Source organism: Acinetobacter sp. ANC_7503 (genome assembly GCF_056780035.1).
Genome location: NZ_JBWYJA010000008.1, coordinates 112646 through 126369, shown reverse-complemented (window position 1 = coordinate 126369; position 13724 = coordinate 112646). Strand labels below are relative to the sequence as shown.

Sequence of the window (13724 nt, the reverse complement as noted above, 5' to 3'; positions counted from 1 at the left end):
CATCTAAGAAATAAAAAAGGTCTGAAACATCAGACCTTTTTTTTGACCATTAACGATCAGAGATAAGTGCAACTTGCTGAACGTAATTCAGCAAATTTAACTTAGATTGTGCAACAGCATCCTCACCTAAGTTTTTTTGAATATCACGTTCAATACGAAGTAAATGCTGACGTATTGCATGATGCTCTGCAGCATTGTAAGTCTTCATAAATTCTTTAATAACAGGCTCACCTTGTGCAATCATACGATCGACCCAGCGGTGCAATTGTGCTGTCTTTTTCGCCCCTTGTTGAGGTGTCAAATAAGATAAGATCATGCTCTCGTCTTCATTGCGTAATAATTTACCAATACGCAAAAATTGACGACGACGAGCCTCACCTGATGTTATCAATTGAACATCCAATAAAGCTTCAATTAAGCGCTCTTCCACAGGAAGGCTTTCAATCTTTTTTTTGGGTAACTCAGCAAGTTGAGCCCCTAAAGCAGCCATACGTTGTACAGCTTTCTTTTGTTCAGTTTTACTTGCACGTCCTTCTAAAGACTCAAAATCATCTTCAGTAAAACGTTGCGATCGACGTGCCACGATTATTCAGCCTCGTAAAATTTTGCTGCGAATAATGCTTGAACTTCAGACAAAGCTTTCTCTTCATCTGCCCCTTCAATCACTAGTCTTAATGTAGTTCCTTTGCCTGCACCGAGCATGAGCAAAGACATAATATTTTTGGCATCGACTAATTTATCGCCCTTACCAATTTTAATCGAACTTCGAAATTTGGTAGTGACCTCAATGAGCTTGCCTGACGCACGCGCATGTAATCCTAATTTGTTAATTACGTCAACAGTTGTGTCAATCATGACCAGTGCTTCATTTCTCTATGCAAGACCTGAATAGACCATTGTGCCTCAAGCGCCTTTTTGAGTCTATCCACAATAAATACAGAGCGGTGCTGACCACCTGTACATCCAATCGAAACCGTAATGTAATGGCGATGCCCTTCTGCAAAGGCAGGCAACCACTTCTCTAAAAATTGCTTTAAATCCTCAAACATCATATTCACTTGGTCAAATGATGTCAGGAATTTTTCAATGGGCTCATCTAAACCCGAATATTTTCTAAGCTCTAAATCCCAATGTGGATTGGGTAAATGCCGCACATCAAAAATAAAATCAGCATCCAACGGAATACCATGCTTATATCCAAAAGACTGTAAAATAACAATTAAGTTATCTACCTGCCCTAAGCGGGATAATAATGTATCTTTAAGATCATGGACACTTTTATCTGATGTATCAATCTGTACAGTTGCTCTTAATTGAATCGGCAACAGTAATTGTTTCTCTTCCTGAATGCACTCATTCAGACTTTTAAAACGATTCGCCAGTGGATGAGGTCGACGCGAGGCACTAAAACGAGCAATTAACTCTTGATCTTTGGTGGTGAGATAAATCACCTCGACCTCACCATGTTTTTCCAGTTGCTGATAAACTTGCTCAAATTCTTGCAAATCAGCGCGTGTACTCCGAACATCAACCCCTAAAGCCAATTGTTCTAAATTATTTTCTTGATCTAACTTTCCAACGATCTCAGGAAGTAATGCTAGCGGCAAATTATCGATACAGTAATAACCTAAATCTTCGAGAACCTGCAATGCAGATGACTTCCCTGAACCGGATTGTCCTGTAACAATAAGAATTCGCTTCATGCACCACACCTGACGATCATCATCGAGTTTAATCCTGTTTTAATGACTGATTTGTAAATTGTCGATCAAGCGTGTCGAGCCAATTTTCGCAGCAACAAATAACACAATATCTTGGTCAAATTGCTCAACTGCCTGCAACATTGGATTACGTGCTTCAACATAATCCACGACAAAGCCAGCATTACTTAAAGTTGATTTTATCTCAGCAAGAACCTCTGTAAGCGCTTGACCTTGTTTTAAATTTGTTTCAGCAGTTTTTAAAGATTGATAAATCACTGGTGCAATTTGACGATGTTCAGCCGAAAGATAACCATTACGTGAACTTAATGCCAAACCATCTTCAGCACGTGCAATTGGCACACCAATAATTTCAATCGGCATGTTCAAGTCACGTACCATTGTCTTAATCACAGCCAACTGCTGGTAGTCTTTTTGACCAAAGAATGCAAAATGTGGTTGTACGATATTAAATAACTTCGTTACCACTACCGCAACACCATCAAAGTGCCCCGGACGTTGAGCACCACATAAATCATTGGTGATTTGACCGACACTAATGTTAGTTAAGCGAGGTTGACTGCCATACATTTGCTCAACTGAAGGTGCAAAAATAATGTCACAACCCTCTTCAGCCAACAACTGACTATCTTGATCAAGTGTGCGTGGGTAACTGTCATAATCTTCATTTGGGCCAAATTGAATCGGATTCACAAAAATACTGACCACAACCACATCACATAATTTACGTGCTTCACGTACTAAATTTAAGTGACCTTGATGTAGATTCCCCATGGTCGGGACAAAACCAATAGTCTTTCGTGCTTGACGAGCAGCATGAAGTGATGCGGTTAAACCATGGATTGTTGTTTCAGTTTTCATGATTAAAGCTCAACTTGGAACGTATGTTCTTTAGCAGGGAAAGATTGATCTAGTACAGCAACATGATACGATTTGATTGCATCAAGAATGGCCGTTTCACCAGACTGTTCTTTCATAAAATTACGTACAAAACGTGCAACACGACCGAAGTTTAATCCCAGCATATCTTGAACAACCAGAACTTGACCATCGGTTTGTGCTCCAGCACCAATACCAATCACAGGTACATGCGGAAATAGTTCTGTAATTTCTTGACCCAATTGTGCAGGTACACACTCTAGCAATAACACTGCAGCCCCAGCCTCAACAACGGCTTTACAATCAGCAATCAGCTGATCCGCAGCTTCACGCGTTTTGGCTTGTAATTTATAGCCACCAAATACATGAACGGATTGTGGCGTTAGTCCAAGATGGACACACACTGGAATACCATTGCGAGTCAATACTTCTACCGTTTCAGCAAGCCAAGCACCACCTTCAAGCTTGACCATTTGTGCGCCAGCTTGCATCACTTTTTTCGAGTTTACTAGTGCATCATTGAGTGTGGCATAACTCATAAAAGGCAGATCAGTTAAGATGAAAGCATGGTTATTTCCACGACGTACAACTGAGGTGTGATAGACCATATCTTCCACATTCACAGGCAACGTTGAATCATGGCCTTGAATAGTCATCCCAAGCGAATCACCAATTAAAATGGTATCTATTTCAGCAATTTCCATTGCCTTCGCCATACTGGCGTCATAACAAGTCAGACATGAAAATTTTCGACCTTGCTGTTTGAATTGTCTTAAATCGCTCAGACTGATCATAAGATGTCCTCTAACACAGTTCCTTAGAACATTTTAAAGTTTAAATATTGATCCAAGATGAATCTGCTAAAACATCCAATTGGCTGTGTTTTGCAATATTCGTTTCTCGAATTTTCTGTCCATGAATTTCTAATTCGACATCCAGATCTAATAACGGCAGTATGACAAAATCTCGCTCAAATATCCCGATATGCGGAACAGTTAAGCGATCATTTTGAATCGTTTGATCACCATATAACAATAGATCTAAATCGAGTGTGCGTTCACCCCAACGACGTAAACGCACCCGCCCTGCTTCATTTTCTATTTTTTGTAATTCATCCAATAATTCAAGCGCCGTTAGACTCGTATCTAAACGAACGACCGCATTGTGGTAATGTGGTTGGTCTTGAGGACCCATAGGTGGACTATGATAAAGCCTTGATGCTTTCACCACACCCAGCATTGCCAGTTTCGTATAGGCTTCTGCCATCAACTGCTGAGAATCACCTAAATTACTTCCCAGTCCAATATATGTTCGTACTGTCATTGGATAGGACCAAACACCACTGTATTTAAATCGCGTTTGACACGTTTACGCTTCAAAATAGGATGATCAGCTGCAATACCATTATCCAAAGCGATACTCGCATTTTGCTCTGTTCTTCGCTCATTCGCTGAAGCGGCCTTACGACTGCGGCGGCTACGTGACTCCGTTTCTTTAACTAGCGGTTCAATCTGCTGAGGCTTTGTTTCCGCAACATCTTCGGTCACGGCAACTTTACGTCGTGATTTAGTCCGTTGACGATTGTACTGCGCAATCACACGCTCTTTTTCGTCCAAAGACATCAACTGATAAGCATCCCACCATTGACCCATGCCATTGGTCGTCTGATCTCCAGACTTTTCACGCAGCAACATAAAGTCAAAACCTGCTCTAAAACGAGCATGACCTGAGAGTGCTTCAATTTGCTGAGGTTTTGGGTTCAACAAACGAGTTTGCATTTCCCAAACTTCACGAATAAATGTTTCTGCAAAACGCGGGATAATCGTGCGTGTCGCTTGGCGCTTCAGCACATCTAAGCCAGCTTGAGCACGTGCTTCAGCTGCCACAACACCTTTGTGCATATAAAAATCACAACGCTCAAGGAATGGTTTCCACAACAATACCGCATAGAAAAATGCAGGGTTGATCGTTTTACCAATTTGAATTCGCTGATCTGTATTTTTCGCTGCACGTTCAATAAATGCATCAATATGAGGAGGGATATCTGCAAATAATTGTTTCCAGATTCCAAACTCAATCAACATTGGGAGCACACGATTCAAATGCCCCATTGTGAATAACTTTTGAGATTCATCATATAAACGATGTGGTGATACATCACGTAAAAGCAAGGTTGCTTCAGGTGTAAATACGTCTAAAATTGCAGGATCAATTTTAAAGTTAAGTTTCGCAGCAAATCTTAGTGTTCGTAACATACGAACTGGATCTTCTTCAAAACGTAACTTTGGATCACCCAATAAACGCAATGTTTTTGTTTTTATATCATCAATAGCGTTACAGAAATCAAGAACGATACCCTTACGCGGTTGGTAATACATCGCATTGATTGAGAAATCTCGACGAGCAAAATCTTCTTCAATTGAGCCCCAATTATTATCTCTTAGAATCATCCCTGCAGCAGAAGTCACTGCTTTTTTAGGAGGAGCTCGGAAAGTGGCCACTTCAATTAATTCACGACCAGAATAGACATGAGCCAACTCAAAACGACGACCAATAATTCGGCAACGACGACCAAATACTTCTTTAATTTGTGAAGGTGTCGCATTGGTTACAGCATCGAAATCTTTAGGGGCAAGTCCAAGCATCAAATCACGGACACCACCACCGACGATATAGGCTTCATAGCCGGCTTTAGTTAAAGAATCAATAACATCTAAAATGGAAGAAGGTAATTGTGCAGTGGATAAACCGCACTTTGACGCGTGCAAAGTTTGCAAAAGACGCTGTCTCCTACGTCAGAACGTAAAATCATAATTGTGCTAATCATAGCTCTAACACAATCAAAGGGCAATTTTATTCTCCAAGATTCACCGTCAAAATTGATTAAATTTCAACACCCCTTAGTGCCATTTGATCTCTATAAAAATGTGTTAGAGGGCTAACTGGTTGCGATTCTTTTCGATAAACTTTGGACCTATTCCTTTGACATTTTGAAGTTCATCTACTGACTTAAAACTGCCATGCTTTTGCCGATACTCAATAATTGCAGCAGCTTTCTTCTCACCCACTCCTTTAATCATTTGTAGTTCAACCATTGAAGCCGTATTAAGACGAACTTTAGTTGATTGCCCGACACCACCAGCTGCTTGCTTTGATGATGTATTTACGGCTGGTCGAGATAAATAATGGTTCGCACTTTGCCGGTTAAGTCGTTGATCATGAGCTTCTTGCTCTGCTTTCCATTTTAAGTAAGATTGATCAAACTGTTGTGCATATGCCGAACTGATTAAACTCACACATGCAGTAAATATCAGAAGAAGAAAAGAAATGATGCTATTCATGTTGAACCTGAATTTTATTGTTATGTTGCTTTAGATACACTTTTGCCTGATCCCACAATTGGTCCATTTCTTTGAGACTCATATTTTCAATGGGCGTATTTCTATTTTTTGCCTGCAACTCAATGTATGAAAAACGTTGTTTAAATTTGTGGATGGTTCCAATTAGAGCCATCTCACTTGAAATGCCGATTTTACGTCCAACATTGATTAAAGAAAATAAACAATCTCCAAACTCTTCTTGTATTTCGTCGGAATTTTGATGGTTGAGGGCTTCTCTTAATTCAGATAACTCTTCATCTAACTTTTCATACGCCTGCTCAACATTTTCGAAATCAAATCCAATCTGAGCTACATTTTTTTTAATTTGCTCGGCTTGATCTAAGGCAGGACCCGCTTTAATTTCATCTAAACGTGATTTAGTTTTGTCTTTGTTCTCTTCAGCCTTAATTTTTTGCCAAAGTTCACTCACCTGCTGTTCATTCAGTTGTTCAAATTGAGCTGATTGAAAGACATGAGGATGTCTTCGAATCAACTTGTCGCACAACGTTTCCACCACATCATGAAAATTAAATGCTCCTTGCTCACTATACATTTGCGCTTGAAATACAACTTGCAGCAGAAGATCTCCTAATTCCTCTTTTACATGCGCTGTATTTTGTGATCGAACTGCTTCTTCAACCTCATAAGCTTCTTCAATCGCATAGCGAGTCAAGCTTTCAGGCGTTTGTTTTTGATCCCATGGACATTTCGCACGAAGCTCTTGCATGATATTTAAAAGTTTTTCCATGAAAGTTGATCTCTAGTGAATGATGAGTTTAAAGTTATTGTTGATTCAATGAACAATCTTATGCTCAACTAGGAACATAAAATGATGTAAAACAACAAGGATTTTCGATGACATCTAGCATTTTTATCAGTGGCGCAGCACAAGGGATTGGCGCAGCTACCGCAAAACTATTCTATCAGCAAGGTTATAAAGTCGGTATTTATGACATCAATCTCGAACAAGCTGAACAATTGGCTCAATCTTTAGGGCCAAATGCTAAAGCGGGTTTGCTAGATGTTTCCCAATACGACCAATGGCAAAGTGCTTTAACTGAGTTCAACGAATGGGCTGGTGAAATAAATATATTATTAAATAATGCTGGCATCTTATATTCAGGGGCATTCGAAAATACAGATATCTCATCGCATCATCGAACATTTAATATCAATGTTAACGGCGTTCTCAATGGCTGTCATGCTGCGCTCCCTTTCTTAAAACAGGCCTCCCACGCACGTATCATCAATATGTCCTCTGCTTCTGCTATCTATGGTCAAGCTGATTTAGTGTCCTATTCAGCAAGTAAATTTGCTGTTCGCGGCATTACAGAAGGTCTTGATGTTGAATGGCAAAAATATGGAATACGCGTATTAGACATCATGCCATTATTTGTTCAGACTGCCATGGTAAAAGGCATGGATGCGGGTACGATTCAAAATATGGGAGTCAGTCTCAGCGCCCAAGACGTTGCTCAGGAAATTTACCGTGTCGCACGTTTAAAAAACCATCACTTAACCGTGACTCACCATACTGTTGGCATCAAAACTGAACTGATGTATCACCTGTCAAGATTCAGTCCTCAATTGATCAATAGAGTGACAAATTTAATATTAAGTAAAAAGAAATGACAAATTAGTCACATTTGTGTAATATTCTCTCGCCCCAATAGGGGCATTTATAACAATGCGTTACAAATGAGAATATATAATGAAAAAAATTTTAACTTTAGCTATCGCTACTGCTTTAACAACGACTCTTGCTCAAGCTTCGGGTGAACTACCAACGAAACAACACTCAACTGCTGAACTCAAGGCAATGGATTGTGCAACACTAGCTGTTGAAAAAGCCAATGCTAAGCGTAACTTAGAAAATGCTGATAAAAATATTGCAGCTGCTGCAACCCAAACGCCAGCTAAATCATTGAGCAAATGGGCGGGTATGGCAGGTAATGCATTATCTACTTTCGGTGGCAACTCAGAAAAAGCAACAAAAATGGGGCAAGTTGCAAACTCTGTAGCGGGTGAAAGCGATACTTCTGATGCTGCAAATATTCCATTACAGCAACAGATCAAAGCTGCATCACAAGCAAACATCGATAATATTGGAATCTATCAAGGTTCTAAAAAATGCAAAATCTGATTTAACGCTATTTGAGTGATCAGTCATAAAAAAGCCTGCTAAAGCAGGCTTTTTTTAATTTCCTTGAACCAAACGTCTTGCGCTAATGATGCCTGGTTGCTGTTCCAATCGAGCCAATAAACGAGACAATTGAGCCAAACCTTTAACCTCAATCAACAGCTTCATATTGGCAATACCATCCGCTTCGGAAATGGTATTCACTTGGCGAATATTAATCTGATCTGAAAAAATCACTTGGGTTAGATCCTTCAGCAGTCCTCGACGATCATAAGCCTCAACCACAATTTGGACACTCTGTCCTCTTGTCGGTTGCATTTCCCAATCTGCTTCAACAGCGCGTTCAGGTTCTTGGCTGATCATACGCACATAATCCGGACAAGCCACCTTATGAATACTCACGCCACGATTGAGTGTGATATATCCAGCAATCGACTCACCATGAACAGGCTGACAACATTGTGCAATATGTAGTTCAACATTATCCAAACCGTCAATCAGAATCCCATGCGCTGATAATGTATGACTCGCCCGTGGATTTAATGCTGGCTTCAGCACTAACTCAGGCTCATCTTGATCCAAGTGCATATGACGATTGACTTGATTAATCAATGCATGAAGACTGATATCTCCACTCACCAAGGATACAAGAATGTCCTCACCTGTTTTAACGTTAAAGTGAGCACAATAATCACTCAAATCAATACTTTTTGGGTGAATTGCAAGACGTGATAATTCCTTGGTGAGAATCTCTCGACCGACTTCTAAGTTCTTACTACGGTCTTGCTGTCTGAACCAATGGCGCAACTTGTCTCTTGCACGTGCTGTCTTGATATAACCTAAAGAGTTCACCAACCAATCACGATTTGGCTCACGATCTTTCTTGGTCAAAATCTCGACTTGTTCACCTGTTTTTAATGTATAAGTCAGTGGAACATAACGTTGGTTCACACGTGCTGCATAACACTTGTTGCCAACCTCCGTATGCACATGGTATGCAAAATCTAAAACGGTTGAATTACGCGGTAATTCTTTGATGTCACCATCACGACTAAAAACATAAATTTTTTCAAAATCTTCAAAATCTTGAAGCTGATTGAAATTTTCAGTTTCGTCTTCATTCGGATGCGCACCTGCTTCATTTCGTTCTTGATAATGCTCAAGCACCGAACGTAAAGAGTGTAAACGATGATTAAATGAATAATCTGTAGTTTTCGCACCTTCCTTATAATTGAAATGAGAACAAACGCCTAACTCAGCTTCTTCATGCATTTCAGTGGTTCTGATTTGAATCTCTAAAGATTTATTTTCAGCAATCACTGCGGTATGTAAAGAGCGGTAACCATTGGCTTTCGGGTTAGTGATGTAATCATCAAACTGATGGGGAATATGACGCCAGATTTGGTGTACGATCCCCAAAGCGTGATAACACTCAGATACATTCTGAACCAGTACACGAACAGCTCGAATGTCATATAGCTGATCGAAACTTAAGTTCTTGCTTTTCATTTTTCGATAAATCGAATAAATGTGTTTCACACGACCTGAGATTTCAGCCTCAATACCATGCTTCAGCAACTCACTTTTCAGTTTATCGACCACGAATTGAATATATTGTTCGCGCTCTAAGCGTTTTTCATTGAGCAAAGATGCAATTTCTTTATAGCGCTCTGGTGCTAAATAACGGAATGCAAGATCTTCAAGTTCCCATTTTAACTGCGCGATACCAAGACGATGCGCCAAGGGTGAGTAAATGGTTAAAATTTCTCGTGCGACACGCTCTTGACGCTCTTTTGGAGAGTTTGCCAACTCACGCAAAGCCAGCGTACGCTCAGCCAACTTGATTAATACAACGCGAACATCCTCTGTTACTGAGATCAACATCTTGTAAATCCCAGTTAAATGTTCACGCTGATTATTATTGAAGTGATCTTCTAAACGTTTATTTTTTTCGATCAGCTCTGACAACTTACCCATTGCCAAAGTGCCTTTCACCAAATTGTAGACACTTTCACCAAAGCTTTTACGAATCTCCTCAAGCGACGTCATGCCCTCACGCACACTACGATAAAGCATCGCTGCTGACAAAGTATCTTCATCAACATGTAGGTGAGCCAAAATATCTGCCATACCTAAGCCAGTCGCGAAGGTATTGGTTTTATGATGGTGATCAGAAGTCAGTTCTTTTTTTAAAACACTAAGAGCGACTTCTTCTAATTTTTTAAGTTCTGCACCGTCTAAAATAATCCGCGCACGGTCTAGCCAAGTTGCTAAACCAAGTTGCGCTTCAGCGGCATGTTCTACAGTCGTTTCCTCAGACAACTCAGTCAGTCGTCCAGGTAACTGCTCACGTACTGTGACCATACCCTTCTCCTTTTTTAAATCTAATCTTCATTTTATTAAATCAACACTTAGCACTAGCTTTTTTCAAATAAAGCAATAGATTCAACATGGCCTGTATGACTGAACATATCCATCACACCAGCTTTCTTCAACTGATAACCATGTTGTACTAAAATCCCTGTATCACGTGCTAATGTAGCAGGATTACAGGAAACATAGACGATTTTTTTTGCACCAAAATTTGGCACATAGTGCATAATTTCTTCAGCTCCAGCGCGTGGTGGGTCTATTAAGAGTGCATCGAACCCTTGATTTGCCCAAGAATGTTGCGAAAAATCTTGCGTTAAATCCTGAGCATAAAATTTTACGTTTGTGATGCCGTTTTTCAGTGCATTTTCTGTCCCACGCATCACCATTTCCTCACTTCCCTCCACCGCGACGACCTCACCCCGTGTTACAGAACGTGCAAGTGGCAATGAGAAATTCCCTAGACCACAGAATAAATCAAGAACACGCTCATTTCCGCTCAGGTCAAGCAATTCACATGCCAGCTTCACCATTTGTGGATTAATGGTGGGGTTCACCTGAGTAAAGTCAGTCGGTTTAAAACCAAACGTCACGTTAAAATCAGGTAGTGAGTAATGTAATCGCTCAGATAGGTCACCATCCGCACGATGAACACTACTTACACCAGCTGGTTGCAAATAAAGCTGCCATGATCTTTCTAACGCAAATTCACGCAGTTGGTTGACATCATTTTGCGGTAATTTGTTGGTATGACGTATCAAAAGTGCAATCTCTTGATCTCCTTTCGCCAATTCAATATGACCTATATCTGCTTTTGCTTTTAGATTTTCAAGGAGTACCTTGAGGTGAGGTAACGCAGCATCTAGCTCGGCATCTAAAATTTTGCAGGTTTTAATTTCAGTAAGCTGATTAGATTGAGCCTCACGAAAACCCATGACTAATTTATTTTTTTTAGCAATGTAGCGAACGCCAATACGAGCCTTGTGACGATAATCTTCACGTGTCGAACGCAATGGTTCTAGCCACGACTCTGGAAGAGCACCTGCAAAGTGGGTGAGATGCGACTCTAAAACTGATTGTTTTAAACGAATTTGTTCATCTAATTTTATGTGCTGCATATTACAACCTCCACATTTTCCAAAATGTGGACAAACTGGCTGTGTACGAATTGGACTCGGCGCCCCAATCAACTGCACACAATCAGCTTCTTCTAATTTTTTTGCCTGATGGGTAATTTGAGCTTCTACTGTTTCTCCTGGCAGTGCAAAACGAATAAAGATCTTTTTACCCAATTTGTCTTGAGGATGTTCCTGTCCTTGAAAATGTGCGATCCCTCGCCCTTCGTGTGAAAGTCTCTCAACTGTAAATGTATAACGAGGAAGTTGAGATGAGCGATGTGCGGCACGTTGTTTCAAAGAGATAACCTAATGTTGAGTTGATTTAAAATCCGAAGCGGTGAAGTCAGTTTTTTCAGCAGTTTCTTGCCAAATACGCAAAAATTCTGTTTGCTGTGGTTGACCTTGAAGATAATGAATCGTCGCTTGAATCCAGAGACGATGATCTTCAGGCAAAATCTGTCCTTTTAACAATACATAGCGCAGATAGACTAACCATGTGTTTAAAACATCCCCTTCACAATAACTGGTTAATTCTATCCAATTATTGTTACGAACATATTCAGGGATAAAATAACCTGGTGTTCCGCGCTTACCCGGGTAACCGAGCATATAGGCGACATCATCCAGTTTTTGGAAGTGACGCGCATTAAACATTGCCATAAAATCCATCAAATCAATATGACGATGATGGTAACGATTCTGGTAGTTATTATAGCGCTTTTGCGTATCAATTTCGCCTTGATCAAACAGACTTGGCGCAGATAGCCCATGATACATTGCTCTATACATAATAACAGGCAGATCAAATTGGGAGCCATTCCAACTGACTAAAGTCGGATTACGTTTATCAAAAATTGATAGAAATTTTTGTAAAATTTCAGGTTCTGAATAATGTTCACGACTGAATGAAAATAATTTCATTCCCGCCTTTTCATCAATCCATAGTCCTGAAATACAGACAATTTCATGCAAAGCAAGTCGCTGAAAGTCAGTGCCCGCTTCTTGACGTCTTAACTTACTCAGCGCTTGTTCAATACTATCTTCTGGTAAATCTAAGCCATATAGATGCGCTCCTGATTTAAGATCGGTCAATGTTTCAATATCAAACACTAAAACAGGTAAGCGCATATAGATTTACTCGAATTTATTGTTCATCTTCTACAGAGAATAACCCCGTAGAGAGATAACGATCACCACGATCACACACGATACATGCAATCACAGCACTAGGATGTTGTTCAGCGATTTTTATTGATGCCCAAACTGCACCACCAGAAGAAGTACCAGCACTAATTCCTTCCTTACGTGCCAATTGACGAGCCATTTTTTCAGCTTCAATTTGTGGAATATCCATAATTTGATCAACACGAGAAGCATCAAAAATCGTCGGTAAATATTCTTGAGGCCAACGGCGAATACCTGCAATATTCGCCCCTTCAGATGGCTGTAGACCAATAATTTGAATATTTGGATTTTGTTCTTTGAGGTATTTTGAAATCCCCATGATGGTTCCCGTTGTTCCCATCGAACTTACAAAATGCGTAATTTTACCGCCAGTTTGTTGCCAAATTTCTGGACCAGTTGTCAAATAGTGTGCTTGGACATTGTCTGGATTACCAAATTGATTGAGTACTAAACCTAGACCATCTTTTTCCATTTGAAATGCGATATCACGAGCTTCTTCCATATTCTCGGATTCAATAAGCTCAGCACCATACGCACGCATTGCATCTTTGCGCTCTTGACTAGAGCTTGCAGGCATAATCAATTTCATTTTATAGCCACGCATTGCCGCAACCATGGCTAATGCAATACCTGTGTTACCGCTAGTCGCTTCGATCAGCGTATCACCTGGCTTAATGTCACCACGTTTTTCAGCTTGCATGATCATGTTATATGCTGGGCGATCTTTGACAGAGCCCGCTGGATTATTACCTTCCAGTTTTGCCAATACAGTCGCTTGAGTATGACTTGCCAGACGCTGTAACCTAACCAATGGGGTTTTACCCACATAGTGGTCTAATAAAAAATCGTCTGATTGAAAATCTACTTGTGTATTACTCATTATTTGCACCCATATTGAGGTGCAGGTATTGTATGAAAAAAAGTATCTCAC

At 40.2% G+C, this 13724-nt stretch carries 15 protein-coding genes; 2 read left to right on the top strand and 13 right to left on the bottom strand.

Translation table 11 applies throughout. The features are described from left to right. Positions 1 to 49: 49 nt before the first annotated feature. The 9 genes from yjgA to mazG all read right to left on the bottom strand — a co-directional run bounded on the left by yjgA (position 50) and on the right by mazG (position 6728). Complete coding sequence (yjgA, locus tag AC1M9M_RS10185) at positions 50 to 583, bottom strand: ribosome biogenesis factor YjgA (RefSeq protein WP_035265351.1); 534 nt, start codon at positions 581 to 583, stop codon at positions 50 to 52. A 2-nt stretch (positions 584 to 585) separates the two neighbouring features. Further along, complete coding sequence (locus tag AC1M9M_RS10180) at positions 586 to 855, bottom strand: HPr family phosphocarrier protein (protein WP_035265349.1); 270 nt, start codon at positions 853 to 855, stop codon at positions 586 to 588. Further along, positions 852 to 1703, bottom strand: a complete 852-nt coding sequence (gene rapZ / locus AC1M9M_RS10175) for an RNase adapter RapZ (RefSeq protein ID WP_035265345.1) — start codon at positions 1701 to 1703, stop codon at positions 852 to 854. Before rapZ ends, AC1M9M_RS10180 begins: the two co-directional genes overlap by 4 nt. Before the next feature lie 39 nt (positions 1704 to 1742). Next, positions 1743 to 2582, bottom strand: a complete 840-nt coding sequence (panC, locus tag AC1M9M_RS10170; RefSeq protein WP_481591532.1) for a pantoate--beta-alanine ligase — start codon at positions 2580 to 2582, stop codon at positions 1743 to 1745. 2 nt (positions 2583 to 2584) lie between these two features. Then, a complete protein-coding gene (gene panB, locus AC1M9M_RS10165; RefSeq protein WP_035265341.1) occupies positions 2585 to 3394 on the bottom strand; it encodes a 3-methyl-2-oxobutanoate hydroxymethyltransferase in 810 nt (269 codons plus the stop codon). Between the two features lie 40 nt (positions 3395 to 3434). Next, entirely contained in the window at positions 3435 to 3923 is a 489-nt protein-coding gene (folK, locus tag AC1M9M_RS10160) for a 2-amino-4-hydroxy-6-hydroxymethyldihydropteridine diphosphokinase (RefSeq protein ID WP_035265339.1), read from the bottom strand. After that, on the bottom strand, positions 3920 to 5377 hold the full coding sequence (pcnB, locus tag AC1M9M_RS10155; protein ID WP_481588712.1) for a polynucleotide adenylyltransferase PcnB: 1458 nt from the start codon (positions 5375 to 5377) through the stop codon (positions 3920 to 3922). The genes folK and pcnB overlap by 4 nt, the downstream gene beginning before the upstream one ends. Positions 5378 to 5530: 153 nt before the next feature. Further along, on the bottom strand, positions 5531 to 5941 hold the full coding sequence (locus AC1M9M_RS10150) for a helix-hairpin-helix domain-containing protein (protein WP_481591535.1): 411 nt from the start codon (positions 5939 to 5941) through the stop codon (positions 5531 to 5533). Beyond that, positions 5934 to 6728, bottom strand: coding sequence for a nucleoside triphosphate pyrophosphohydrolase (gene mazG / locus AC1M9M_RS10145; RefSeq protein WP_481596267.1), 795 nt, complete (start codon positions 6726 to 6728; stop codon positions 5934 to 5936). Before mazG ends, AC1M9M_RS10150 begins: the two co-directional genes overlap by 8 nt. Positions 6729 to 6835: 107 nt before the next feature. Between mazG and AC1M9M_RS10140 the strand changes: the two genes are divergently transcribed. Both AC1M9M_RS10140 and AC1M9M_RS10135 read left to right on the top strand, forming a co-directional pair. Then, positions 6836 to 7612, top strand: coding sequence for an SDR family oxidoreductase (locus AC1M9M_RS10140; protein ID WP_481596266.1), 777 nt, complete (start codon positions 6836 to 6838; stop codon positions 7610 to 7612). A gap of 79 nt (positions 7613 to 7691) precedes the next feature. Further along, positions 7692 to 8123, top strand: coding sequence for a hypothetical protein (locus AC1M9M_RS10135; protein WP_035265332.1), 432 nt, complete (start codon positions 7692 to 7694; stop codon positions 8121 to 8123). Positions 8124 to 8177: 54 nt separating this feature from the next. On the opposite strand, the gene AC1M9M_RS10130 is transcribed toward AC1M9M_RS10135, so the two are convergent. The 4 genes from AC1M9M_RS10130 to cysM are packed head-to-tail and all read right to left on the bottom strand — an operon-like array spanning position 8178 to position 13673. Beyond that, the gene (locus tag AC1M9M_RS10130; protein WP_035265331.1) at positions 8178 to 10484 is read right to left on the bottom strand and encodes a RelA/SpoT family protein; all 2307 of its coding nucleotides are present in this window, start codon (positions 10482 to 10484) and stop codon (positions 8178 to 8180) included. A gap of 53 nt (positions 10485 to 10537) precedes the next feature. After that, a complete protein-coding gene (rlmD, locus tag AC1M9M_RS10125; protein ID WP_481596265.1) occupies positions 10538 to 11905 on the bottom strand; it encodes a 23S rRNA (uracil(1939)-C(5))-methyltransferase RlmD in 1368 nt (455 codons plus the stop codon). Between the two features lie 9 nt (positions 11906 to 11914). Continuing rightward, positions 11915 to 12736 (bottom strand): 3'-5' exonuclease, encoded by an 822-nt coding sequence (locus tag AC1M9M_RS10120; RefSeq protein ID WP_035265329.1) that lies wholly within the window; start codon positions 12734 to 12736, stop codon positions 11915 to 11917. Between the two features lie 16 nt (positions 12737 to 12752). Continuing rightward, positions 12753 to 13673 (bottom strand): cysteine synthase CysM, encoded by a 921-nt coding sequence (gene cysM, locus AC1M9M_RS10115; RefSeq protein WP_481596264.1) that lies wholly within the window; start codon positions 13671 to 13673, stop codon positions 12753 to 12755. Between the last annotated feature and the right edge of the window lie 51 nt (positions 13674 to 13724).

What these genes read in the sequence shown, in the direction of transcription:
- AC1M9M_RS10180 (WP_035265349.1), bottom strand. Translation starts at nt 855, where the DNA reads ATGATTGACACAACTGTTGACGTAATTAACAAATTAGGATTACATGCG.
- rapZ (WP_035265345.1), bottom strand. Translation starts at nt 1,703, where the DNA reads ATGAAGCGAATTCTTATTGTTACAGGACAATCCGGTTCAGGGAAGTCA.
- panC (WP_481591532.1), bottom strand. Translation starts at nt 2,582, where the DNA reads ATGAAAACTGAAACAACAATCCATGGTTTAACCGCATCACTTCATGCT.
- panB (WP_035265341.1), bottom strand. Translation starts at nt 3,394, where the DNA reads ATGATCAGTCTGAGCGATTTAAGACAATTCAAACAGCAAGGTCGAAAA.
- folK (WP_035265339.1), bottom strand. Translation starts at nt 3,923, where the DNA reads ATGACAGTACGAACATATATTGGACTGGGAAGTAATTTAGGTGATTCT.
- AC1M9M_RS10150 (WP_481591535.1), bottom strand. Translation starts at nt 5,941, where the DNA reads ATGAATAGCATCATTTCTTTTCTTCTTCTGATATTTACTGCATGTGTG.
- mazG (WP_481596267.1), bottom strand. Translation starts at nt 6,728, where the DNA reads ATGGAAAAACTTTTAAATATCATGCAAGAGCTTCGTGCGAAATGTCCA.
- AC1M9M_RS10140 (WP_481596266.1), top strand. Translation starts at nt 6,836, where the DNA reads ATGACATCTAGCATTTTTATCAGTGGCGCAGCACAAGGGATTGGCGCA.
- AC1M9M_RS10135 (WP_035265332.1), top strand. Translation starts at nt 7,692, where the DNA reads ATGAAAAAAATTTTAACTTTAGCTATCGCTACTGCTTTAACAACGACT.
- AC1M9M_RS10130 (WP_035265331.1), bottom strand. Translation starts at nt 10,484, where the DNA reads ATGGTCACAGTACGTGAGCAGTTACCTGGACGACTGACTGAGTTGTCT.
- AC1M9M_RS10120 (WP_035265329.1), bottom strand. Translation starts at nt 12,736, where the DNA reads ATGCGCTTACCTGTTTTAGTGTTTGATATTGAAACATTGACCGATCTT.
- cysM (WP_481596264.1), bottom strand. Translation starts at nt 13,673, where the DNA reads ATGAGTAATACACAAGTAGATTTTCAATCAGACGATTTTTTATTAGAC.